Raw genomic sequence first — 26,965 nt, forward strand, 5'->3', positions numbered from 1 at the left:
CCCCTCTATTGCGATGTATAATATTTCACAATACCTTGATAAATGGCTTCTGCATATATATTTTGATACTCTGCCGACGTTAACTTGGCACGATCTTCAGCATTTGAAATAAATCCAAGTTCAACGAGCACGCTTGTCACGCTATTGTTGCGCAACACATACAGACCGCTATTTTTCACACCGCGATCAACCATATTCGCCATGCGAACAATTTCTGCTTGAATGTATTGTGCTAATTTTTTACTTTCCTCTCCGTTCGGATTCGTCGATGAATCGTAATACACTTCTGCTCCTTTCGCACTTGTATTTGTCGCTGAATTTGTATGAATGCTGACAAACATTTCCGCGTAGTTGTTTTTCGCGATATTCACGCGATCTTGCAACGTCGGATAAACGTCCGTTTCTCGCGTCATAATAATGGTTGCACCTGCTTTTTCAAGTTTATCTTTTAACAATTTTGCTACTTCAAGCACGATCGTTTTCTCGTTCGCTCCACCAGCAACTGCACCAGGATCTTTTCCACCATGCCCCGCATCGACGACGATAATGCGCCCTTTCACAGGAGAGCCTGCGATATTTCTCAATTTTAAATATGTTTTATGAACGTAAGCAAACTGACCGTTATAAACAATTTTCGCCCAATATCCGTTTATATCGTACACATCAACAACTTGCCCTTTCTGCAATGTTCCAACAAGCGTTCCCGTCGTTGACGGCGTTTGTCGAACATTGAGCGTAGAAATCGTCACCGTTCCTTGAATATTTGTTTTTCCTTGTTGAATTAAATCTGGTAACGGCAAGCGAAATTGATCGTTAATCGTCCGAGCTAACAATGTCGCAAACTCAGCACGCGAAATGGCATCTCTCGGAAAAAATTGACCATCTCTTCCGTTTGCGATGCCATGATAATATAAACGGTTAATATGCGCTAACGCCCAATGTCCTGCTGTATCTTTAAATACCGCCGCAGATTCTACCGCCGCCCCTTTACTTGGGAGCGAAAACGCATTGACGAGAACGATACTCATTTCAGCACGTGAAAGACTATCATTTGGACGAAAATTTGCCGTACCGTCTCCTCCCATAATGCCAAGTTGCACCGCCCGCGCGATCCAACCGCGCGCCCAATGATTTAGTGGAACGTCTTGAAACGGCAACGCGCCATCTTGCCATTCTGTTTGCCCGAGAGCACTTACTATCATTTTTGCTGCTTCTGCTCGTGTCACCATTTGCGCTGGACGAAACTGCACTGTTTGTCCGACTTGATAACCGTTAATAATTTGCTCACTTGCTAAAAAATCAATTTCATTTTTTGCCCAATGATTCTCCCCGACATCAACAAATCGTCCTTCTTGCTTTACTTCTGTATTTGCCCAACTGTACGAAGGAACATAAAAAAAAGCAAGAAAAACGAACAACAAACCATATACGTGACGTTTCCCCAGCATCTTCTTCTCCCTTTCGACATTTTTCTACCATTAAGCATAACAAACAATCCTAGCCTTTTCTATACCCGACAAAGCATATTTTTCTGTTCGACAAGTCGCATGATCTTTTTCGACAAATAACGACACAAAACGACAATTTTATACAACAAAGTTATTATTTTTGTAGTGATTTTTTTAAATAAAAAGGCTATACTTACTTATGCGATAAGGTTTTGGTTGCTAAGTCAGCCTCCCCGCCATTTCCCAATGGCGGGGCTTTTTTTTTACGATCATTTTGTCGAAGTTTGTCGAATAAGGGAAGAAGTGCGGATAAGTATGGCACACATTTCTGCTCTCGTGATCGGATCATTCGGACGGAAAAAGGCATGTTTCGCAATCAATCCTCGTTCCGCTAACAATTGCACCGCAATCCACACATCTTGTTGCTTCACATCTTGAAACGGATAAACAGAACGAATCTGCTCATTCTCGAGCTGAAGCGCACGCATAAGTAGTAAAGCCATTTGTCCACGCGTCAGTTGCTCGTGTAAAAATGCCCGTCCCCCATTTCCTTTCACAATTCCTTTTTCCGCAGCCGTTGCTACAGCAAGTGCATCAACTGATGTTAATGGTACATCAACAAAGGAAGACTGCAAGATGGATGGTGTCTCCCATCGAAATAAGCGGGAAAGCATCACGACACTTTGTCGACGTGTGACGGGATCATTTGGGCGGAACGTACCGTCTGGAAGCCCGCGGATAACCTGTAATTGCTGGGCTTGCATGATCGCATCATACGCCCAATACGTTTTTTTTACGTCAGAAAACGTTGTCAGACGAATGGGAACAGAATGAACGTCATAGGCGACGACCCGTTTTTGATCATCGGTAATGACAACCGCTACATCTCCTTGTTGTTTAACGATGTCAAACAAACGAAACGACATCATCTCCTCGTCCACAACAAACGAATGAGCCAGCTTTCCATTGACAAATAAATGACCATCCTTTCCAAGAAAACGGGAGGAGATGCCAAGGAAATATGTGCGGTTTTTTTCAATTGGCTGTCCTGGCTGTAAATTTAGCCAGTCAATACCTAATGGAGCGGATAACGTGATCGCTTCTTTCCATTGAATGACCCCATGTCCGGTATATATATCATATCCACGCCAATACACATCTTTTGCTGTTTTCCATAAACGTTTCCGAAACTGAATAGCATCTTCTTCTGGATACATCGCCTGCAACATCGCAAGTAATGCCGAAACGTGCGGTGCTGCCATCGATGTTCCTCGCATCGTACGATAGCCAGATAAATATGTGCTCATTAAAAAATCTCCTGGTGCGCTCACTTCCACATCCCAACCATAATTTGAAATAGAAAGCGGCATTTGTTGTCGATCAATCGCTGAGACGGTAATGACCCCCGGGTAGCTTGCTGGATAAATGTTTGTCGTCGGCATATGACTATTTCCTGCCGCTGCGACAACATGTACACCTTTTTTCACCGCTTCTTCAATGACGGACTTTAACACTTCCGTTTCCCCTTGACCGGCTAAACTTAAATTAATAACTGAGGCACCTTGGTCAAGTGCATATTTTACTCCTTTTGCAATTTCAAAATCACCGCCGACTCCGTAACGGTCTAACACTTTGATTGGCAAAATATCGATTGGCGCATCGCCAATGAGCCCCGCAATTCCTTTTCCGTTATTGACGCGCGCAGCTAAAATTCCCGTCACATGCGTTCCATGTCCAAATGTGTCATCGGCATATTGCTTCTTTTCCGCGTAATCAACGCTTATACTATATAACACATGATCGCTTAAATCTTCATGCAGCACGATCCCAGAATCAACAACCGCAACAAGAACATGGTCGACTCCTTTCACCTCAACAATGCGTGGGGCTTTTGTCCAATTTCGCGCTGTCACGTATAGATGAATCGTTGAAGAAGAACGAGGGATTCGTACATCTAAACGTGAAAGCTCTCCTTCATTTTCCCCCAACGTCGCCCCTTTTTCATCTTGTACTTCTATACGCCATGGCCCTTCCACATGATCGACTGTGACAGAAATACGAGATAATTTCTCTTCCCCAAGCGCGACGACAATATGTTCGCCGTCAAACGGCTCACCATCGTACACGTATGTTTGTCCATCGACTATCATCTGTTTACCGATTAGTCGATTCACAGATGTCAGCGAAGGCATAGACCAATGAATAAGCGGCAAAGACCATTGTTCCGAAAATAACGGATCATCAATAGCTGCTCGCTTCGCTTTATTTTTTTCCATCTTCAAAATAAACGGTAAACGTGATACCGCTTTTTGTTCCTCTTCTGTTAATGCAACTTTCACAAACGTCCCCATCGTATCAACAACGTACGGTTGAAGATATACAACGTCCGATATCCGTTGAACTTGAACGATCCACTCTTCTTTTTCACTCGCCCAAACGACTTGTGGAATAAAAAGAAAAATAAATAATATCCATAACCATCTGCTCACCCCTATCACCTCCCATGCACTTTCATTGTATCGTGCCAAACACGACATGAATAGACAAAAATCGCAACTAAATAAAATAGCAATTTCACTGAAAAATAATAGTTTTTTAATATTTTAGTAAAAAAGATTTGTAGAATTTTGTTATAATGAAGAAGATTCATAATGAAGTAGAGGAGGAAAAAAGATGTATAAAATGAAAAAATGGCTCATCGTTGCTTGTATGTTTGCTGTTGCCTTCGTTCTCCAACCGCAAACATCGGAAGCAAGCGAGCATGTGACGCGCGGAGAATTTATACAACAACTCATCACAACACTTGGCGTCGATGTCAAAAGCGAAGTGAAAGAACTTCCCTTTACAGACGTCGATCCGCAACTTGCGCCATACGTCGAAGCAGCTATTCGCCTCGGCATCGCAAGTGGAAAAACGGAAACAACATTTGCGCCAAACGAAAAAATAACACGTGAACAAGCGTATGTCTTTCTCATTCGTTCATTACAACTTCGTCATCATTACGCAACGAACGTATTTAAACTGTATAAAGACGAGAAATTTATTAAACCGTGGGCACAACAGTCACTTGCTGCATCACTTCATCTTGGTTTACTTCAAGGATATAGTGATAAAACAATTCGACCGCAACAATGGCTCACATTAGAACAAACTAAAGCAATACTTAAGCGATACGAAACAAATATTGAAAAAATTACATTCATTCATACAAACGACACGCACGGACGCATAATCGCCAACGCACAAAACGGTGAAATGGGCTTTGCTAAAATTGCAAAAATTGCCCAAGATGCGCGCCAAAAAAATAAACAAACGCTCCTTGTCGATTTAGGCGATACGTTCCACGGCACGACATACGTGAACTTAAATAGCGGGCAAACTGTCGTTGACTTGATGAATGCGATGAAATACGATGCGATGGTTCCAGGCAACCACGATTTTAACTACGGTCAAAACCGTTTGCTTGAGTTAAAACAAGCTGTACAATTCCCAGTCGTTAGCGGAAACATTTATAAAAACGGACAACCATTTTTACCTGCCTATACGATTAAACAAGTCGGCAACAAAAAAATTGCTCTCGTTGGTTTAACTGCAACAGATACAGCTGTAAAAACGAATCCTGCAGGCATTGTCGGCATCACATTCGCAGATGAAGAAGCGACATTAAAACAACTTGTAGGCGAGCTAAAAGGAAAGGTTGACCATATCGTCGTATTATCTCACGGTGGTTTACAAACAGATGAGAAACTTGCTAACAACGTATCTGGTGTAGACGTCATTCTCGGTGGTCATAGCCACGACACAATTGAAGCACCGAAAAAGTTTAAATACGCATACGTCTCCCAAGCATTTGAATACGGAAAAGCACTTGGACAAACAAACTTATTATTCTATAAAGGCAAACTTATTGGCGTCAACGGCTTCTTATATCGTGACAGCGCAACAAAGCAAGAAGACACAACTGTTCGGGCGATCGTTGATACGTACAAAAACAATATCGACGCTACTTTACAACAAGTGATCGCAACAATTGACGTCAACTTAGACGGTGAACGTGCAAACGTACGCACAAAAGAAACAAATCTTGGCAACCTCATTGCTGATGCGATGCGCCAAACGCTTCAAACTGATGTTGCCCTAACAAACGGTGGCGGCATTCGGGCTTCCATTCCAAAAGGGGATGTCACACGCAATCATATTTTAACGACATTACCATTTGCAAACACGCTTGTGAAAGTATCGATGAGCGGCGCCGATTTGAAAAAAGCGCTTGAACATGGCGTCCGCCTCTATCCTGAACAAAACGGTGGCTTCCCACACGTTTCAGGCATTCGTTTCACGTTCGATGCGACGAAACCAGCTGGCTCACGTGTGACATCCGTTCAAATTAACGGACAGCCGCTTGATGAAGCGAAAACATACACCGTCGCAACAAACGACTTTATCGCCAAAGGCGGCGACGGCTATGATATGTTCGCCGCAAGTAAAATAGAATTTGATAGCGGCGAATTATTAAGCACCGTCGTCATGAACTACTTCCAATCACAAAAACCGATTCCAACGGTAGAAGGTAGAATTACAGTAGCGAATCAATAACGACAAAGACGTCCAAACGGGCGTCTTTTTTACGTTTAATCCCAAAATACGTGACAAAAGGAAATGATATGGTATAATGTGTTGGGAAGGAGTGGTAGTTTTGTTTAAAAAAATGATTTATGTACTCGTTGCACTCATTAGTTTTTCAACGATGGCGACATCTACGGAGGCAACAAGCATTCGACCTGTGCATATCCCAATCATTTCAAATGGAAAAGCACTACAAACAGATGCGTCGCCCGTTATGGTGAACAATCGCATTCTTGTCCCATTTCGAGCGATCGCTCAAACGATGGGGGCAAATGTTTTTTGGAATGCAAACACAAAACAAGTGACCGTTCAAAAAAATAAAAAGGTTATTTTTCTTACTGTTCAATCGTCCACAGCGACAATGAATGAGCAAACCGTTACACTTGACGCCCCGCCGATCATTTACAAAGGGCGCACGTTTGTCCCTATTCGTTTTGTCGCTGAAGCGCTCGATGCTAACGTTCAATGGACAGGAAAAGATGTGCGCATCTCATGGGCAACTTTACAAACAAGTAAGGGAGCAGTATATGTCAACCAGACAAAAATTGCAAACAACACGATGACGGATGGATTATATACATACATTCCGTTAAAAAACTTATTAACAGCTATCGATGTAAATGCTGATTGGATCGAAACGGATGAATCATTAACTATGCGATTATCTCGTGGACAGCTGACCATTTTCGCAGGAAAAAAACAATTTATTGTTGATGACCAAGAGATTGTAGCACCACTGGCACCGATTCGACTGAATGATGAATGGTACGTATCAGCTTCGTGGGTGATGACTGTTTTTGGGGCACAAATGACTCGTAGCGGCAATAGCGATTTATTTTTCTCTATTCCACGAACAACGTTTCGCAGCCCATTACTGCCCGTCAATGAAACAGCCATCACTGTTCCACAGCACGTCACAACACCAAACATGACTGACGACCGTCGTCTATTACTGAGCGATAATCCAGAAGTGTTAACACCCGCTTCTGTACCAAATCAACAAGCAACGTTGGCAATTGATCACGTGCAGGGATCTATTCAAACGATGGATCATCGCGTATTCGGTTGGCACGTCAACGCCTTAGGCACTCATGCGACAGTTGCAATGATGATTGACAACCTTTCATCTAGCGATATTGTTGTAACGAATATAAGAGGAACATATCGGACAAGTCCAAATAGTTGGGGGCATTACGATGTCGGATTACCACTTGCTGAAGCAGCATTGCGTCAATCGTTCGCAACCGTCCCAACAGTGAAAGTGAAAGCGGGAACAAGCGCAGTCATTCAAGCATTTGACGTCTCAAACAATCAACTGCTCGGCTTTTTATATGACTTTACTGTGCAACAAGAAAACGGCATGGCAGACTATCGTATTCGCACAGTCGTCACCAATTCATCCGCTAATTTCTCAACGATCTCTCCAACGCTCGCACCGCTTGATTCGTATGCAACTCATCCGCGCGGCGTATGGAAAGGAACGACATTAGAAGCGACATTGCCGACATATACGATCGATAGCGAACCTGTTGCTTACAGTATATCAAACGGAAAAACGGATCATCTTCTTTCCGTTTCCAATGCATTAAGCAATCCGAACGAAACGGTGCACAACCCAGGTCATTACGGCTTAACATATCGTCTATCACTTCCAATTCAAAATGAAGCAGGAGAAATAAAGACCATTCGCCTTCGTTTTAGCGGACGCGGCGGCGCTTACTGTGGGGTCGTCAAAATAAACGGTGTCGTTTATCTCATCCCACCGCTTCAACCGATTACCCAGTCTGCCTATATCGATTACACCATCTTTTCGAATCACGACGTTCTTTCGCTTGAATTGATGCATGCAGGCGGGGCCGCACTGCCACTTGGGATTGAAGTTTCGACGGTGAGGTGAAAAAGGATGTCCGAGCTGGACATCCTTTTACTTGTGTAACAATCGCAGCATTCCATATAACATTTTTGCGGCTTGCGCTCGTGTCGCTTTTCCTTTTGGGTCGAAAACTCGTTGACCGTTTTGCATTTTTCCGTCGATAATCTGTAACTGTGTAGCCAATTGTACATCCTCACGAGCATAAGATGCAATGGTTGAAACATCAGCAAACGACACATTTCTCACTTTTCCTTCTTCTAAAATTTTCTCATCTTTATATTGAATCGCACGTACGATCATCGTTGCCATTTGTTCACGTGTAATTGGAGCATGTGGGTCAAACTTTCCTCCATTTCCACGAATAATACCAGCTGCACTAGCCGCTTCAATTTCAGCAACTGCCCATTTCAATTTTTCGCTCACATCTGTAAATGTTCCTTTATAGGATGTCTTTGGTAAATGTAATGCTCTTGCCAATAACACAGCAAACTCCGCGCGTGTCACACTTCCGTTTGGAACAAATTCATTTTCTTTCATTCCTTTAAGAACCATTCGCGATGCTAGTGACTCAATATACATTTTTGCCCAATGAGTTTTTACATCTGCAAACGTTTTGAATTGCTCGATGACCGCATATGTGGAAAAGTGAGATACAGAAACAACCCATTCTTCTCCTTTTAATGCCCCACCAACATACTCCCATTGCTTCATGTTTTCATTCCAATAATATGCTGCTGTATAATCAGCATTTTTTATTTGTTTACCAACATTCATACGAATGTCGATTGGTTTTTTAAATAAGCGATCGTATTTTTTCCCATCTACTTGAATAGAAAAATCATATGCACGGTATGCTTCACTTTTTTGCACAGGTGTGACTGTAACCGTCACATTTGCACGCACATCGAACGATTGTAAAACAGCTGGTGAAAGCGCTACCGTTGCACCACTTGCTTGAATAGCTAACGGCTTATTCGCTTTTACGATTTCCTCAACTATTGCTGCAGAAACAGTTGCTTGTTTTTCCACTTGAACCGTCACAGTTGGTACAGATGATTGCAGTTGCTGACGTACCGCCTCATCTACTTCCTCTCCATTTGACGGAACAGGTTGTGGTGTCGGTTTAGGCGTTGGAACTGGACTTGGTGACGGTGCTGGACTTGGTGACGGCGTCGGACTCGGTGTTGGCACTGCTGAGACAGAAAAACTTTTTTCTACCGATTTCCCTAACGCATCAACTTTGACCATGTAAGAACCTGTTTCAATGACACGGAATGTATGCGTATATTGACCATTATTATTTGAAAAAACATTTTCTTGCTTTAATGTTGTTCCGTTTTTCGTCCATGTCACTTGCACACTTGTACTTAGTGCTTTTCCATCTTCTTTTACTATGCCGGAAACAGTAACTGTGTCCCCTTCCACATAAGAAGAAGCGTTTAATTCTGCAGTCAATTCAATTACTTTTTCTTTTTTCGGTTCTTCAACGGCAAATGTTGTTGTCGCTTCCCCGCTACTTGCTTTTAAAATGACAGTATATGTACCATACGCTGCATGATCTCTTAATGTAAAAAACGTCTGTACAGCACCATCAGCACTAATTTCACTATCGTTCCACTGATATGTGTATTCAACCGATTGGTTAGGACCTCGCACAGTTAATGTCGGCTTCGTCCCTCTTCCTTGTACATTTCCAACAATATTTACTTTCTCCCCGCGTACATAAGCAGATTTATCTGTTGATACAGTAACCCCTGCCGCCCATGCAGGAAAAGAAGAAAAAATGAGCAACAAACATAATAAAGTTGCTATTGCTTTTTTCATCCATAAATCCTCCCTTAATTATAGCATAGAAGAATGGCTTGCTGTCTGTTCGACAGAAGCCATTCTTCGTTCATTTAAAACTCTCCTGTTTGTTGAAGTAAGCGATACAACATAACAGCTGATTCTGCACGTGTTGCATTTGCTTTTGGTCTAAATACTAGCTTGCCGTTGACAACCGTACCACGAATTAATTGTAAAGATGCGGCTAATTGAACATGCTCACGTGCATACGGTGCGATCGCAGATTCATCAGCAAACGTGATCGGCCCATTGCCTTTTGCGTGTTGATTTTTGTACGCAAGTGCACGAACAAGCATCGCTGCCATTTGTTCACGTGTAATGACATCATTCGGTTTAAAGGCTCCATTACTTCCTTGCACAATGCCAGCACGGTATGCAGCTTCAATGTATGGCGCAGCCCATTCCATCTGTGATGAAACATCTGTAAACACACCTTTGTATGAGGAAGTTGGCAACTGCAATGCACGTGCAAGCAATACCGCAAATTGAGCACGCGTGATCGCTTTGTTCGGCTCGAACCGATCTTTTGCCATACCTTGAATAATTGAGCGAGAAGCAAGGACTTCAATCTCATCCTTAGCCCAAGCTAATCGGCTTGTCACATCGTTAAACGTTTTACTTTGTTCTAACAAAACAAACGTGCCGAATGCGTGGAGTGAAACAACAAATTGTTTTTTCGACTTGTCGTATACACCGCCAACGTATTCATACGACTGACCGTTAAGGCGATATACAGCTGCTTTCCGAGCATCAACAGGTGTAGATGTGACGTTAAATGTGACTTTGATAGACTCTTCACCGAGTATATGCTGACCATCCAACGTTTTAACTGACAGTTCGTATACAGGTGCAATGACTTTGCCCTCTGTCTCTTGTTTCACATCTTTTACACTCACAGATAGTTTTACATTAGCTTTCGTAAATGATTTCAACACTTCTTTTGTTAAAGCGATCGTAGCTCCGTTCATCTCGATCGACATAGACTTTCCGCTAGCTAACAACGCTTCAGCCAACTGTTTTGCCACTTGTACACTAAGTGTATGAATGTTTTGTTCTCCTTGTTTACGTTCCACAGCAATGTTTACTGTATCAACGTTTTTCGCCATTTCTAACACACGTTCTGTAGATAATTCAACCGTCTTCTCGCCATTTTCGATCACCTCTCTACCAACACCTGTTGATGGTGCGGGTGTTGGAACAGGGCTCGGTAATCCTCCAGAACCCGGGCTCGGTGTCGGATTTGCTAGCTGTTGCTTCGTTACAAAGGTATACGTGTAATCAGTCATCGACTTCCCAGCATAATCTTTTACTTGTGAACCGATGACCACTTCATATGTCGTACTATGTTTGAGTGGTACATTTGGTTTAAATGTAAATGATTGAACGAGTTTTTTCGTTCCATCTTCAATAAACCAACCACTTTCACCTTTGCTATCTAGTAAACTACCATCTTTTTTGCTTTCATCAGACTTATATCCGTTGAAAATGCGTTCATATGTGAACGTACCGGATACTTTTGTTTTTTGTCCGTTGTTCACTTCATATACGCTCACATATTGTTCAATAGACGCTTTGTCCATTAGGCGATCAAATGTGACACGTATATGTGCATTCGTGTCTACATTTTCCGCATTCGTCGCAGGTGTTGCTGTTTCGACGCGCGGATTGCTTTGACGAACAAGTGGCACGTTCAATTGTGTTTCTGCTGGCGGAACGTTCACAATGCGCGACGTATACGTCTCATAACCTTCTTTTGAGAAAACAACACGCCATTTACCATTGATGACATCCCAACCATATCGTCCATTTTCATCTGTCACTTGCGGGTTCACCTGACCGTAAAGTTCGGCATTCCATTTCACCCACTCATCACCTTGTAGCTGTTGAACTTCCGCTATTACACCTTCTAAACGGTTGTCCATGCTACCTTCAAACACATAGCCTGATGGGTCAATAAGCACAATAATTTGCATTAGTGGGAGACGGATTTCTTGCCCCTTGACTTTAAAAATGAGCTGTAACATTTGTTCACCGTATGAGCTCCAAAAACCTAGTTTTGAGCCGCTAAACGTGAACGTTCTACCGTCATTTCCTTTTTCCATTTTGTACTGTTCACCTAAAAACTCAATCCATGCTTCATCGACTTCATCACTAAATACAATTTTCGTATCTAACGGTGTCCCTTCAACAATCGCAAACGAAGCGACGCCCGTATAAGGATTAAGCGATACCGTTCCGTTCCATCCTGCAAATACTTCTGCCTTTTCCACTTTTGGAACAGATGCATCGTATTGAACAGTGGAAACGCCAGACATGTGCTGCTGACCATTCTCTTTTACAACCGCATATAACTGGAACGTTTCTTTTTCTTTCGTGATCGGTAAATTCACAGTCGCGAACCACCAACGGCCTTCTACTTTTGTTTCGATTAGTTTTTTCCCATCTGCATATACTTCAACGACTGCGTTTGGCTTTGCTTTTCCGTATACTTTGATTTGTTTGTCTGCTGTTTGTGCTGGTGCTTGTAACGTAACAAACAAGACACTCGTTGTCGCTGATAATTCATCTCCATTTCCAACTTTTGCGATAGCACGAACGAAATCATCCGCATTGTCTTTCACTTTTACTTGGAAAGTAATAGATCCTGATTCACCAGCTTTTACTTTAGGAATGATCACTTTGCTGTCCGTTAACGTCTCTTGTTGTCCGTTTACAACAAATGAGTTACTGACAAGCTCAACATATTCTGGCAAAGTAATCTTCACAGGAACGTTCTCTTCATCTGCAGTACCGTTATTTCGATACGTTAGCTTATAATCAATTGTTTTGCCTGGTACGATCGTGTCAGCAGACGCAACGAAGCGATTTCCTTCACCTACAAAGCTTCCTGTTCCTTTTGTAAATGTAAACGTGACGGTTTGTGACTGTTGGACATCAACTTCTTGTTTAATCGTCTTTCCGTTATACCATGCTTCAAGTTTGTACGTGCCTGGTTGTAAGCCACGGATTTTAAAATAACCATCTTTATCGGTACGTGCCCAACCTGCATATTGTCCATCTGTATTGTATGCATATACATACACATGTTTGAGTGGCTTGGCTCCTTCGTACACACGTCCATCGATATACTTCGCTTTTTCTAACGTAATGATACCAAGATCCAGTATTTCACCATCATTCGCTCCATCAACAGTCGCCCTCTTTTCGACATAATCGGTTGCTGAGACGACATATGTGATTTTTTCATTTGAAGACAAACCTTTAATTGTAAATGTACCATCCTCTGCAAACGACGCGTAGCCATAACTGCTATCCGTATATGCATACATATACACGTTTGTCATTTTGTCGTAATCAGCAATTTTTCCTTTCACTGTAAGCGCTCTATCCAGCGTAATTGTCATATCATGCTGATTTTTTGTAATATCTACTTTTTGTTCTTTCGCAATATACCCAGGTACACTTGTATATAGTAAATAGCCATCTGCAACAACGACATTTGGAATTGTTACACTTCCATCTTCGTTATATGTAACTGGGTATGTCGAATGGTAAAAACCAAAATCGTAATTCGATGTGCGATATACGTCATATTGGTATAAATAAAAATACGCATTCGGTTCTTTAATGACATTTCCGTCTCTATCTTTAAACGTTAGCTTTACATCAACGACTTCAATATCTTTTTTGTTTAATGTGAGTACAATCGGTTCTTTTGCATAATTTTTTTCTGGATGAATCATGACCTTTGTTTTCAACGTTTCGTACAACCCATTTCCGTGCACGACCAATTTATACTCTCCAGCTGGTACGCGTTTTAATGCACGATCATCCCAAGAAACGAACTGCCCTTTTTGATTAATGTATCCGCTAATCCATGCGCGATCGTTATACATGTCAACATATAAGCGATCAGATACGACCTTTCCATTTTGATCAACAAAATGAATGCGCACTTCTTGTGGTAAGTGAATGGTTATTTGCTCTTTTTGTCCGTAATATAATTGAATCGTTGAAACAGCGTAGTTCCATTCTTTCCCATCATAAATATCGATACTATAAAATCCCTCTGGCAATCCTTCAAGTGTGAACGTACCATCGGATTGAATAGACGTCGTGTATGCTCCAATTTGTACTTTTCCCTTTGTTAATGGCTCACCGTTTATACGCACATCTCCTTCAACAATTGCACCAACGTACTTTCCAACGTACTCTGTTAATCCGTTCGTTTTTTGTCCTTTTCCGTCTGTAATAAACGCCACAACTTTATCAACGAACTTCATGCCTTGTTCAATTGGGAACACTCCAACGTATGCTTTTCGTTCCGCATTGTACGTTAAATCAACTTCTTTTTGTTTCCCGTCATAATATATAACCGCTGTTGCTTTGTAACCTTCTTTATATGAGCCGTATAATTCGATATGAATATTCTTACCAATTTTTAAATAGCCTTGTTCTGTATGAACTTGCAATGTCGTTGCTGCAAATTCTTCCGTTTTCCATTCTGCGATCGCTTCGCTACTATTCCCTATTTGGTCAACTGCAACAACTTTAAAACGATATGTCGTATTTGGCAACACAGGCGAATGGCGATACTCTTGACTATTCAAGCCGGACTGAAGTGTTTGCCACTCCCCACCATTCACTTGAAGCAAGACATTATAGTAAGCAACGTCTTTATCTTCATTCCAACTTACAACGAGTTCGTTATTTTCTTCTTTGATCATCACTTCAGGCTTTGCTGGCGGTGTCGTATCAACTGTAACTGTCACAGGTTTAGATGAGTGTTCACCGTCTGATACAATTAAAGAATACGTTCCATCTGCAAGTACTAGTTCAGTAGAAAAATGACCTGTTGCATTCGATTTCGTTTTTGTAGATGTAATAACTGTTTCTCCTTGTTTCGCCTCCACAGTTAAATCGACATTTGCCTTGGCGTATCCTTGAACATACACTTTATTACTACCACCAACCATTGACCCATCTTTTGGGTAAACGATGATTGGTGCTATATTTTCAGAAACAGTAAACGACGTATATGCTTTTTCACCTGTTCCTGTCACTAATTCAACTTGATATACACCCGTAACTGCTTGATTTAATGTAAACGATGTAGTGATCGAACCATTGGGTTGAATATCTGCATCGTTCCATTGATACGTATATACAACATCATTTGTTGGAGATGTGACTTTTAACGTCGGCTTCATCCCGTAACCAGCTTGACCTTTTTTACGTACGTAACCGTTAAACTTCACTTCACTATTCGGTGAATATATCGTTTGATCGGTTTGAATATGAACTTCTTTTTCTGGAACAGGTTGTGTCGTTCCATCTGATATAGTAAACTTCTTTTTCCAGTACACATAATTTCCATCTGGAAGTGTAAGTTCGTAATATAATATATATGTGCCATTTGGTAAGTTAGCAGTTTGCAATCTAGTATAATCTACCATGACATATTTTTCTTCATAAGCAACGTTATTCCCTTTCTCATCGACGATACGAATGGACGGTTTAATACTTTCATCATATCGTCCATTAATCATCTTGTTAACACTTCTTAACTTGAAATCTCCTTGATGAAGGGTGGTATGGATAAAAATATCATACCCCTCAGAATTTTTGGAATAATAAATATCCGATTTCTCAGTAGTTACATTTTCACCTAAAGATAACGTTCGAGCCGCTGAAAAATCTTGTTGAATAGATTCCATATTGTATATCCAACCTTGTTCATCAACAAACTCAAAACTTATCCTATAATTTCCTGGCGTAACATATAAGCTGGAAACATAATTGTCCCACAATCCAACATAAGAACCACTACGTTGCTTTTCTCTCCAAACAATAAAAGATCTTATTTTTTTGTCACCATTTACTTCAACCTTCGAAAGATTACTAAATGAATCTATAAATGATAACATATGGTTTTCTTGATTCACGTCAAATTGTTTGTATACAACATAACCATTATTTTCATCGTCAAATCCCCGATAACTCACAGTCATCTTTTGTGGACGAACAAATATTTTTCTTTTTATATCATATGCATAAACTGTAAAATCGCTATGTGTTGTTGATAAATAATACTCAGCCGAAGCCTCTTTAGTAATCGGGGTGTCTTCTTCTGTCACTTCGACTGGAACGAGGTCAGTCGACAAAGGTAACGTTTCTCCATTGATTAATGTCTTTAGTTGTTCATATGTCAATTTTCTTGTATCTGCATATACGGCATACTCGTTTTGTTCGTTTTTCATATCGATAGAGAAACTCAGTTCATACGTTAAATCTGGTTTTAGTTTGTCAACGGGAATAACTAAATTCGCTTGGTCACGCTCGCCATTTAGCCATTCCCAAAAAGAATAATAAGTATCTCGCTCTTTGTAACCTACTAACCAGCCACGTGCCTCTCCTGTAGGTTCATATCCATCTGGCAATTCGATTTGAATCGTTTTCTTCTCCTCTTGCGCATATACAGCAATAGAAGGAGCAAAAGATGAAAAAATAAGCAACATGGCTAGTAGCGTATATAACGCTTTCCTCACTGCGACATTCCTCCTTTTTTAGTAAGGAGGGGAAGCCCCCTCCTTTATTCTACTTGGAATCGAACTTGATCTTTGTTCGCTTCAGCGATTGCTTTTTGATCCCATCCTGACCAAACGAATGCTTCTACTGTATACGTGCCTTTCGCAAGGGATGAAAGCGGCAATTGCATACCAAGACCATTTGTTCGTTGTGGATCAAGTTGGTCGATCGTTAAGAAAGCACGTCCAACAACTCGGCGATTTGCATCAAGCACTTGTAAAATAACGAGCGGCTTGACTGGCGCATACTCTAAGTTTTGAACACGGGCCATGACGTAAGCAAAACTAGATTGATTAAATGATGTTTGTTCTTCACCGTTTTCATTTAATACTTTTACCGATTCAATTAACGTTTCGTAATTGTACACAACGAATGTATGGACTTCTGAATCAACGAGCTTACCTTCTGCATCGTACGCCTCAAACGTCACAGTATATGTGCCGTTCATCGCATCTTGTGCCACTCGATAAGAGTAAAAGTACTGTTGCCCAACTTGTTCTGGAAGTTGTTGCTCTTCACCCATTGGATTTTTCACTTTTACTTTCCATGTCACTTCTTCGGTTGCATACGCACCTATCCAAGTCGGACGATTTGCGCTCACAAATTGATTTGGCTGTACATATGTGTTTGTAATCTCTACGTTTGGTGGCTGTTCTCCTTCCGCTAAACGATAAATCGATACAACTTTTTGTGTCACATGACCACCGAGATCTTTTAATGTGAGCACGAATGTATTGAGCCCTTCTTCTAACTGTAACTCTTGCGTATACGTATGTTCATAATCTTTCATGACAAATGGGCTTTCAAAATCTACCCCATAAGCAAAGTCATCATCGACATAAAATTGCATATGACGGTAATTATCTTTTAATTTTACTTGCAAGTTAAACTTGTCCACATCATGAGTCACATACTTCGGCACACGTTCTACAAATTCAATTTCCCCCGGTGTAGAATCGACAAAAACTGTGCGATTAATTGTAATCGATTGACCTTTTTCATCCGTTGCAGTCACTTGAATATCTTTCACACCGTCACTTTCAAATGACACAACTGTAGAGAAATATTTTCCGATCATTGGGTCGTTACTTACTTTCACTTTCTCTCCATTCACAGTAACTTCAACGTTTGACACATCACTAATAGATCCAAATACGTGTACATCTTTTGAACCATACGCGCTAAGTGGTTCCGGTGAGAATAGCGAAATGACTGGCGCCTCTTCATCGGCTACGACCGTTGAAGCAAAACTGACATTTCCAGCGTAGTCAATCGCAGCTACAGTCACTTCTGCGTTCGTGTACACTTGTGGAAGTTCTACGCTTGTTTTTTCTTTTGACAACAACGTTTCACCTGCAATCGATTCACCGTTGACAAACACATCATAGCCAGCGATGCCCGCACCATTTTCAATGGCTTCCCATGAAATTGTATTTGTTTTTTCATCATAATCAACTGATAAAGTCGGCGCTAAAGTATCGACAATAACTGGAATTTTCTTTGACTGCCAGCGCGCATTTGGATAATCGATGACTGCTTTCAGCTCATACGCATATTCCCCATCTGGAACAACATGAAATTTTACTGTTCCATCCCATAAACGACCATCCATATAAGAAAACGGTCTTCCTCTGCCACCATCAAAATAGTTTTTACGCACATTATATTCAGACTTCACGCGACGAAGTTGTTTATTGTCTTTAACAATGTTATACTGCACTTCTTTTGCATTGCGTAAAAATGTTGGCAGTGGCTGAATGTAATCCATAAAGCCATCGCCATTTGGCGAGAATGCATACTTTCCTTCTTCGTTTGGCATTAAAAACGATGTCGTTTCATCCATCATCGTTGACCATCCATAAAACGATGACTCGCCTAGATCAGCAATGCCATCAAAAATATCTAGTTCATCCCAATGACCGTAAAAACCGACATATGGGATCGTTAAATCTGGCTTATTTTCGTTTTTCAACTGGACGAAGCCCTCGACAAAAATATTTTCATGAAGTTCTTTTGCCCCATCAGTTGTTGGTATTTTCGCGTTTGATAAATCAATTTTGATAGAAAACGTTTTTTTGTCGTTCGCTGGCACTGTAATGCGATCAACTTCTTTTGTAATGACCGCACCTTCTATATGGCGTGCAGCTAAAGCGTTATATTTTCCATTCACAAGATCCGTTAACACATTCGCCTTCACGTCGTATGTGACATCTTCATTTGACATGTTGTATGCCGTAAACGTCATTTTAATCGACTTTTCAGTAAAATCACCAAGCTCTACTTTCGCCTCACCTGTTGTTGTATTGACGACATATACTGGCGTTGTGACCGCTGCATACGTTTGCATCATTCCAGCCCCTTGACGGCGTGGCGAGAATGGGTAACCTTCTTGATCAGTAATGATATTTGCTGTATTCATTAGTAAAATTTTAGCTAGTTTTGCCCGCTCTTTTGTTCCCATATTCGGAAATTGTTCTTTTAAGTGTTGCATTACAAGTGCTGCACCACCTGCCACATGTGGCGCTGCCATAGATGTTCCACTCATATATCCATATTTATTATTTTGAAGCGTTGAATAAATGTTTCCACCTGGCGCAGAAATTTCAGGCTTCAACTGTAAACTTGGCGTTGTTCCCCATGATGTAAAGTCTGTCATCCGACCCATTTTTGGATCTTCTGTTTTACTTTTCGTCTCGACCGTCATGGCAATCGAACCACCAGCTCCAGCAATAAGCTGTTCGAGCCCCTGCCCATCTTTTGTTTGGATTTTCATAAATGGAATGAGATCCCATCCACCTTGATCTTTATAAAAGTTCGGGTTGCCATTATTGTAAACAATAATTCCAATGGCTCCGGCTTCCTTAGCATTCATCGTTTTTTCATAGAAAGAAATTGCACCACGTCGAACGAGGACAACTTTTCCTTTTACATCAATTCCTTCATAATCTTCTGCAAAACCGTATGCACCACCAAGGGATACTAACTCAACTGGTTCATCGCCAAATACTTCCACCCAGTTATCTGCCCCATAACCTACAACCTGAACATTATCGACATTCACGAACGTCTCATATAAATATCTCTCATTGCCTGTAGCGGCAACTTGAAGAGCATTTGCTGCTAACCCCGGAGCACCAACTGTTCCGATATCAGGGTTTTTAGCAAGCGGATTTCCAAATCCGTAAGCGAAATGACCTGAGTTGCCTGCTGATACTGATACGACAATACCATTCTCTGTTGCGCGTGCAATCGCTTCGCTCGCCATATCTTGTTCATTATAAAATGCGGCTGCGCTTCCTAAGCTCATGTTAATAACGTCTGCACCTAATTTAATCGCATCGTCAATTGCCGCTACATATACATCATCATATGTATATGCATACATCGGATCGTTGCTAAACACTTTCATCGCTAGCACTTGCGCTTCTGGGGCGACACCAGAAATTTGACCGTTTGCCGCAGCTGTGCCAGCTACGTGCATACCGTGCATAGAAGCTGCCGGACCAAGATCACGAATTTCATCTGTTTTATCGAAGTAGTTGTATCCGTACGGTACTTTTTCTGTGAAGTATTTTCCTGGGAGGTGATGTTCACTAGCAATTTGTTCAACTTCATCTTTTGTTAATGCTTCTTCCGTTGTTTCACTTAATTTCATATCTTGGTGGGATGGATCAATACCTGTGTCAATAATCGCAATGACAGTACCTTCGCCACGTAGGTGTGCGTCTGCCCACGTTGCTTGTGACTGAATAAACTGATGACTTGTTTTCATATTTGGCATCGGTTGTGGTCGCTCATATGCGTTGACAAGATGAACAGCTTTGACCGATGGTAAACTTTGAATTTTTTCAATATCACCATATTGCACTTCTGTACTAAATCCGTTTACAACCGTTGTAAACGATTGTTCGACATCTACATCAACACCAGATTGTTGAATTTGTTGCAACGCTTCTTTTTGTTTTTGTTCTGCTTGTTTTTCAAGTTGCTCTCGCGTTTGTTCTGATAGATCTTTATACAACTTGCCTTGCTCTGTTGCATATTGTAGTGGCGTTTTTCCTTCCACCTCAACAACAACACGTACATGGTCTGTTTCTTTCCACTCTACTTTTTGCGGAAGTTTTTTTAATTGTTTTTCTAGCTTTTTTTGCACAAGTTCTCGTTGCAATTTACTAGAAGACGAGACAACGGATGTCGGTGAACTGGACGATTCACTCGCCCAAGCACTTCCAGCGAACATACTTGCCATTAACACCGTTGTCGTCATAACACTAAAAGGCTTTTTCCACTTCACTTTTTCCTCTCCCTTCTCTTTTGGAAAAATAAACTTATAAAACTATAAAATACATAAAATATTATAATATTCTTTTTTTTCTATTTCCTCAACAAAAATTCGACATTTTCCGACATGAAGAAAGACCTCCCGCACGGAGGTCTTTCTTCATTTACATCAACTTTGCTTTTGTCAAAAACTCACCTAATACTTTTGCCATTTCCGCACGTGTCATATGGCTTGCAAAGTCAAAGATTCCATTATCTCGTCCTTGCATGATTCCCGCTTGATATACAGCTTCAATCGACTCTTTCGCCCACGTTGGCAGTTGTTTTGCATCGCGAAAATCTGTCACTTTTTTCGTTTTGTCTTTCGTTGCCCCATCGTAGCCAATAAACGAAAGGTTTAGTGCTCGTTCGATCATGACAGCTGCTTGTGCGCGAGTAATCGGTTCATTCGGCGCAAACGTATTTGCTGTTTTTCCTTGAATGATTCCGAACTTGACTGCCGCTGCTAATTCCCCATTTTTGTTAAACCATTCTGTCCCTTTCACATCGGCAAATCGACCATCATATGCTTCATTTGGCAATGCCAATGCGCGTACGAGCAACACAGCAAATTGCGCGCGTGTCATATGCTCAGTTGGTCGGTATGCTGTTTCCGTCATACCTTTCACAAGCTGTTTAGCTGCCAACGTTTCGATATATCCTTTTGACCAATGTCGATCGATATCGCTAAATGTATGTGTTCCTTCAACGACGACATATGTCGAATTCGTCAGCGATTTCACCACCGCTTTGTTTCCAACAAATGTTGTCGGTACTGGAGTAAGCGAACGATCATCGTTTACGCGCACTACAATGGAACGGCTTGCGTTAACCGACTGCTTTAATACGATTTCGCGTTCGACATATTGAGTAAAGCGATCAATAGCTTGTTCTTTTCCATTTGCCTTCGCAACGACGTGAAACTCGATCGCATCAGACAACACTTTCACACGTAACTGTGGAGCGTCTTTTACTTTCATTTCGATGGAAATGCTCACTTGATCTACCGTTGCTCCAAGCTGTTTAGCCACTTGATCTACTGCTTGCTTCACTTCTTTTACCGGCAATTTATACACAGCTTGTTCACTCATACTAACAATCACCGCATCGGATTGTTTATCGGCTGCTTGAACAAACAACGCCGCAGGTACGTCTACTTTTGTTGCTACATCTTTAACGAGCGAACCTGTTGAAATGACAACTTGTTTCTTTTCATTTGAAAGTTCATTGACAATCGTTGCAACATCGTTCGACGAGACGGTAGCAACTTTTTCCGCTACTTTGCCGTCTTTTTCTTTCGCTTCTACTTTCGGCTGTAAAACAATCGTGCCGTTCTCGCCTTTCACTGGCGTTGTTCCGCTATCTGGTGTTGTGCCACTGCCTGGTGTTGTGCCACTGCCCGGTGTTGTACCACTGCCCGGTGTTGTACCACTACCTGGTGTTGTGCCACTGCCTGGTGTTGTACCACTGCCTGGTGTGGTTTCTTCTTGTAATACTCCTTCACGTAATTGTTTTGTGTCGATATTTAATACATAATTTTTCGTGTTTTTCGCAATGGCACCACCGTCATTTTTGAAAATTTCGGATTTGCTTCTTTCAGATGGTTCAATGTGGATCGCTACTTCTTTTTGGCTTGTTGCTGGTGTGAACGTGTACGTAAATGACATGTCGTCTTGAATCGTTACACGTTCTTTATTAATGGTTAGCACACCATCTTTAATCGCATTTCCTTTTATAGTGACACGATCACCTTCTTTGATGACATCTTCAACAACAACAGGCATATCAATCCAACGTAAAATGTAATCTTGAATGACCATTTTGTTATTGCCTTGATTGTGCACAGTGACTTTTAAATCTGTACCAATCGCACCATATCCGTAATAGCTGACGTCATCATCTGTTTGATCGTCACGCGTATGATCAGCTAGCCCTTCTTGATCCCACGAGCTGCCTTTTACGTATTTGTAAATAATTGTTTCTCCTTCTTGAAGTTCTGTCGTAAACTCCCAATCAGGTGTGACCGCTCCACCACGCGTCATTTCCCATGCACCTGTATTCCAACCGTTGATACTATTTGGAATCGTAATGCGCGTATCTAACGGCGTATAGCTTGGCGCTTTCACTTTAAACGTTACTTGAACCATCACGATGTTTGGTGTAATTTGGACGTCATTTGATGCGACAAAGTTTCCAGCACGGTCATACAACTTTACGACATACGTATATGTTTTTCCGTTCTCTACATCATAATCCGTAAATGATGTGCCGATATCCGTTGTTGTATGAACGATTTGACCATCACGCTCAATGACAACCATATATGCATCATTGTCATCACGGTCAACGAACGACCATGTTAAATTCACTTGACCAGATTCTACTTCCGGCTGAACGAGTTGAATATGTTCTGCTGGTGGTTGCGTATCTTCAGTATTTGCTGTGAGCGTAAATGTTCGTTCACTTGTATACACCCAATCGCCGCCAAGGTTTGTTGTAAAACCGTAACGATACGTATATGTTCCTGCTTGTAAAGGAATAAACGACGCACGGAATACGTTTGCTTCACTATCTTGACGATCATACACCGCTTGTACGTCTTCCCACTTGTCACTATTCGGCTTTTTCACTTGTAAAACAGCTTGAAGACCATCAGCTAGCCCATGTTTCGTTACATCAGTAATTTGCGCTTTTGCTTCCACCGTCATTGGCATAGCTAAATCGAGCAGACCATCGTTCACTTCGGAAAGTAAAGCAACGTTCTCTTCTGTTAATCGATAATGTGGTACAACGCGATTTGTTTCTACCTTTGCCGATTCATTTCCATTTTCATCTAAGGCTGTAATCGCAAAATAATATGCCGTACCGTTTTTCAAGTGATCAATAACAACCGTCTTTTCATTCGTTTCTTTCACAAGCGTATAGCCTGCACCTTTTAATGTGGATTGATAAATGCGATACGCTGAAGCATCGCCTTCCCACGCTAACGTCACTTGACCAACCCCCGGCGTCGCTTGCACGCTCGTTACTTCATTCGGTAGATGAACAGTGACTTCTCCAAATAACATGCGACCGTCCATTGCTGGAACTTGTAACGTTACTTTTCCGTTTGTTACTGTCACGTCATACGAATGATGCAATGCATCTGCGAGCGTCGTTTCGTTTGGAATAAGTGAAGCGACATCCAATTCAACCGTTTGCGCGCTATTGCCACGGTTAATCGCAATCAATGCGACATCTTTTTCATATTGACGCGCAAAGACGTATACGTCTCCTTTCGCATATACCGTCTCAATTGTCCCTTTTGCTAGTACATCTTGATGCGTTGTGCGAATTTCTCCTACTTTTTGATAATGTGCAATTAATTGCCCATCTTCACTTCCCCACGGATACGTACGGCGATCATCCGGATCTTTTGAGCCTGTCACTCCCGCTTCATCACCATAATAAATTGTCGGTGCTCCTGGATAGCCCATTTGTAAAATGGCAGCGAGTTTCAATCGTTTTTTGCCAAGTTCTTCATTATAATTCGGGTCAAGCTCTGCACGTTCATACGAATCCGTTCCATTTCCAAGTAAGAAAACGGCACGCGCTGTATCGTGTGAACCAATTAAGTTCATGAGCGCATAAAATGCTTCTTTCGGATAATCTTCACGAATGGCTGTTAATCGGGCATCAATATCTTCCGCTTTCCCGTTTCGTAAAAAGTCTAACACGGCTCCACGAAAACGGTAGTTCATCACTGAATCGTATTGATCACCTAGGAAGTATTTTGACGCATCATCCCAAATTTCACCGAGAATTAACGGCTGCTCCCCATTTTTAAGCGTTAGACCACGATCATAGTCACCTTGCAACAATTCTTTACGAAACTCACGCCAAAACTCTGTATCGACTTCATTCGCAACATCTAAACGCCAGCCTGAAGCTCCACGTGTAATCCAACTTTTTGCAACCGAGTCGTTTTCATAAAAAATATAGTTGGCAAGTTGTTCGTTGTTTAACTCACTTGCGTATGGCACTTTGTTTCCAAGAACCGATTTAAACTCTGGCAAACTATCAAATCCCCACCACGATTGATATTTGTATACGCCGTTCACCTTTTCGTTTTCAATATTGAACCATAGGTGGAAACCATACGGGCTAAATTGTTGCCCTTCATTTTTAAATTTTTGCTCGACTTGAGCACGCGCTTCTTGTTCTGATAACCCTTTTTCGTTCATTAAGTCATACACAGCGGACCAATATTCGTAAGCCCCGACCGTTGGATACGTTCCATATCGGTCAAAATAAATGGAATCATCCGACACGTGATTAAACACACCGTCTAAAATGAGGTGCATGCCACGAGATGCAACCGCTTGCACAAATGATTGAAATTCTTCAGGCGTTCCAAACATTGGATCAATTTCTTTATAATCATGGGCATCGTATTTATGGTTTGACGGTGCATGTGCAATTGGATTTAAATATATCGTATTTACACCAAGCGATTGTAAGTAATCAAGTTTTTGTTCAACCCCGACAATATCGCCACCGAAAAAGTCGTTCGACCAAATGCCATCCCCATCATATCCTGGAGTACCTTTCATACGCGGATTGTCAGGAAGTTGTGACCACTCACGATGTTCGATTGGTTCACTTCCTCGTGCATTTTTTTTTGCAGAATCATTGTTTGGATTACCGTTAAAGAAACGATCAGGGAAAATTTGATAGACAACCGCATGTTTCATCCAATCAGGCGTTTTATAGTTTGGATCATACACAGTCAGCTGGAATAACTCTGCATTTTTATCGACCGCTCGTCCCCATTGACCTTCTTGCGTATCTTCACCATATTCTGCTTTGGCTGCACCGTCCATCGCGATGAACTTATAGCCGTACAATCCTTTGTCATCTGGTGTAAACGTCGCTTCCCAATATTCATCGTCACCGATGACACCGACTTTACTCATTGTATATAACTTCGCTGTGCCTGTCGTTGTATTTTTCACATATACGTTCGCTTTTGTTAAATCGCCTTTTTTCGCAGCTAGTCGAAGCGTGACACTCTCTCCTGCTTTCACGGCACCAAACGGTTGGCGATATAACGAATCCCATGTATTATGTTTTAAACGATCCTTTTGCACTGCCCCATCTGAACCAGTTGGGCTGTAGTCGGTATACACAGATTTTGTTTTCGCATCGAAGAAAAATGTTACCATCGTTTCTTCGAGTACGTTTAACTTCGCATTTTCTTGTGGATAGTTCTCGCTCCAGTTATTCCCTAACACTACTTTATATTCATACGTTCCTTTTGGCACACGTGCAGTGAACGTGTAAATGGAGTCAAAATTATCATCGACGAGAAATGCTGTTGACGTTTCTGGCGTCCAACCATCGACTTCTTTTTCATAGCCGATCGCAGGCAAAATCGTGCCGACTAACCGCGGTTGTTTTTCTTTCGAAATAGGTGTATACCATGTCGAATCAGCAATCGCATGTGTACGATCATGGTAATAAAACGTCACTTCCGTTTCTCTTTCTAACGCAAGTGAAATATTGCTTCCATTTCTGCCACCAGCTCCATAGTTTTCATCCCAACTACCGTTTATGGCAATTTTGTATTCATACGTACCTGCTGGAAGTGTTCCGGTAAACGTATACAATCCATTTCCTTCATGTGTCATCGTTGTTGCCGCTGCTTTTGGATCCCACTCACCTGTATGTCCCAATTCATCTTGTAAGTTACCGACAAGTGTTACGACACGTTCTTGTTGAACAGGTTGACCGACAACAACGACACTATTTTTTCCGCCATATCCGTCATCTGCCTGGTTTGCATTTAACGGATCTGTTATCCAGTTTCCATCAACAACAAATTTGTACATATACGTTCCGTTCGGAAGCGTTTTTGTTACAGACCAAACACGGTCGCTTTCTTTTGTTAAGGCAATCTTTTTGTCTCCATCTGTTTGCCAGTCGTTAAACGATCCGGCTATGAACACAGACTGCTCTTCTCCTGTACCGACATAACGGAATGTCACGTCATTTCCGTTTACGACAGGACTTTGCACGTTTTCATTAGCGCTAACGATTGCACTAAATGAAAACAACTGTGCAAGAAGCAAAAAGATTGAGAAATAGGCAACATACTTTCTCCATCTTCTCCCCACGATCTTTTCCTCCTTTTTTTAAATTGTTTAATAAGTGAAACCGTTTGCACAAAGAGGTATAGTAAGGGGGTGACAAACAGTTCCACTTACCCATTATCGTACATAAAAAA

8 protein-coding genes are annotated in these 26,965 nt (G+C 41.5%); 2 read left to right on the forward strand and 6 right to left on the reverse strand.

Features of this window, described 5'->3' with window-relative positions; genetic code table 11:
• Positions 1–5: 5 nt before the first annotated feature.
• Both ACYQY7_RS04010 and ACYQY7_RS04015 read right to left on the reverse strand, forming a co-directional pair.
• The gene (locus tag ACYQY7_RS04010; protein ID WP_461200836.1) at positions 6–1,448 is read right to left on the reverse strand and encodes an N-acetylmuramoyl-L-alanine amidase; all 1,443 of its coding nucleotides are present in this window, start codon (positions 1,446–1,448) and stop codon (positions 6–8) included.
• A 269-nt stretch (positions 1,449–1,717) separates the two neighbouring features.
• Entirely contained in the window at positions 1,718–3,937 is a 2,220-nt protein-coding gene (locus ACYQY7_RS04015) for a S8 family peptidase (RefSeq protein WP_461200837.1), read from the reverse strand.
• A 184-nt stretch (positions 3,938–4,121) separates the two neighbouring features.
• Here ACYQY7_RS04015 and ACYQY7_RS04020 point away from each other — a divergent pair, with 184 nt between their 5' ends.
• Positions 4,122–6,044, forward strand: coding sequence for a 5'-nucleotidase C-terminal domain-containing protein (locus tag ACYQY7_RS04020; protein WP_461200838.1), 1,923 nt, complete (start codon positions 4,122–4,124; stop codon positions 6,042–6,044).
• Positions 6,045–6,135: 91 nt separating this feature from the next.
• Positions 6,136–7,971 (forward strand): stalk domain-containing protein, encoded by a 1,836-nt coding sequence (locus ACYQY7_RS04025; RefSeq protein WP_461200839.1) that lies wholly within the window; start codon positions 6,136–6,138, stop codon positions 7,969–7,971.
• A gap of 27 nt (positions 7,972–7,998) precedes the next feature.
• Here the strand turns inward: ACYQY7_RS04025 and ACYQY7_RS04030 are convergent, their stop codons facing one another.
• From ACYQY7_RS04030 to ACYQY7_RS04045, 4 genes are all read right to left on the reverse strand, one after another.
• Positions 7,999–9,771, reverse strand: coding sequence for an S-layer homology domain-containing protein (locus ACYQY7_RS04030; protein WP_461200840.1), 1,773 nt, complete (start codon positions 9,769–9,771; stop codon positions 7,999–8,001).
• Between the two features lie 74 nt (positions 9,772–9,845).
• Positions 9,846–16,340, reverse strand: coding sequence for a carboxypeptidase regulatory-like domain-containing protein (locus ACYQY7_RS04035; RefSeq protein WP_461200841.1), 6,495 nt, complete (start codon positions 16,338–16,340; stop codon positions 9,846–9,848).
• A gap of 44 nt (positions 16,341–16,384) precedes the next feature.
• Complete coding sequence (locus ACYQY7_RS04040; RefSeq protein ID WP_461200842.1) at positions 16,385–20,674, reverse strand: S8 family serine peptidase; 4,290 nt, start codon at positions 20,672–20,674, stop codon at positions 16,385–16,387.
• A 151-nt stretch (positions 20,675–20,825) separates the two neighbouring features.
• Positions 20,826–26,855: a pullulanase X25 domain-containing protein gene (locus ACYQY7_RS04045; RefSeq protein ID WP_461200843.1), complete on the reverse strand. Its 6,030-nt coding sequence runs from the start codon at positions 26,853–26,855 to the stop codon at positions 20,826–20,828.
• Positions 26,856–26,965 lie beyond the last annotated feature (110 nt).

The organism is Anoxybacillus sp. TBDG-1 (genome assembly GCF_054815885.1).

What these genes read in the sequence shown, in the direction of transcription:
- ACYQY7_RS04020 (WP_461200838.1), top strand. Translation starts at nt 4,122, where the DNA reads ATGTATAAAATGAAAAAATGGCTCATCGTTGCTTGTATGTTTGCTGTT.
- ACYQY7_RS04030 (WP_461200840.1), bottom strand. Translation starts at nt 9,771, where the DNA reads ATGAAAAAAGCAATAGCAACTTTATTATGTTTGTTGCTCATTTTTTCT.
- ACYQY7_RS04010 (WP_461200836.1), bottom strand. Translation starts at nt 1,448, where the DNA reads ATGCTGGGGAAACGTCACGTATATGGTTTGTTGTTCGTTTTTCTTGCT.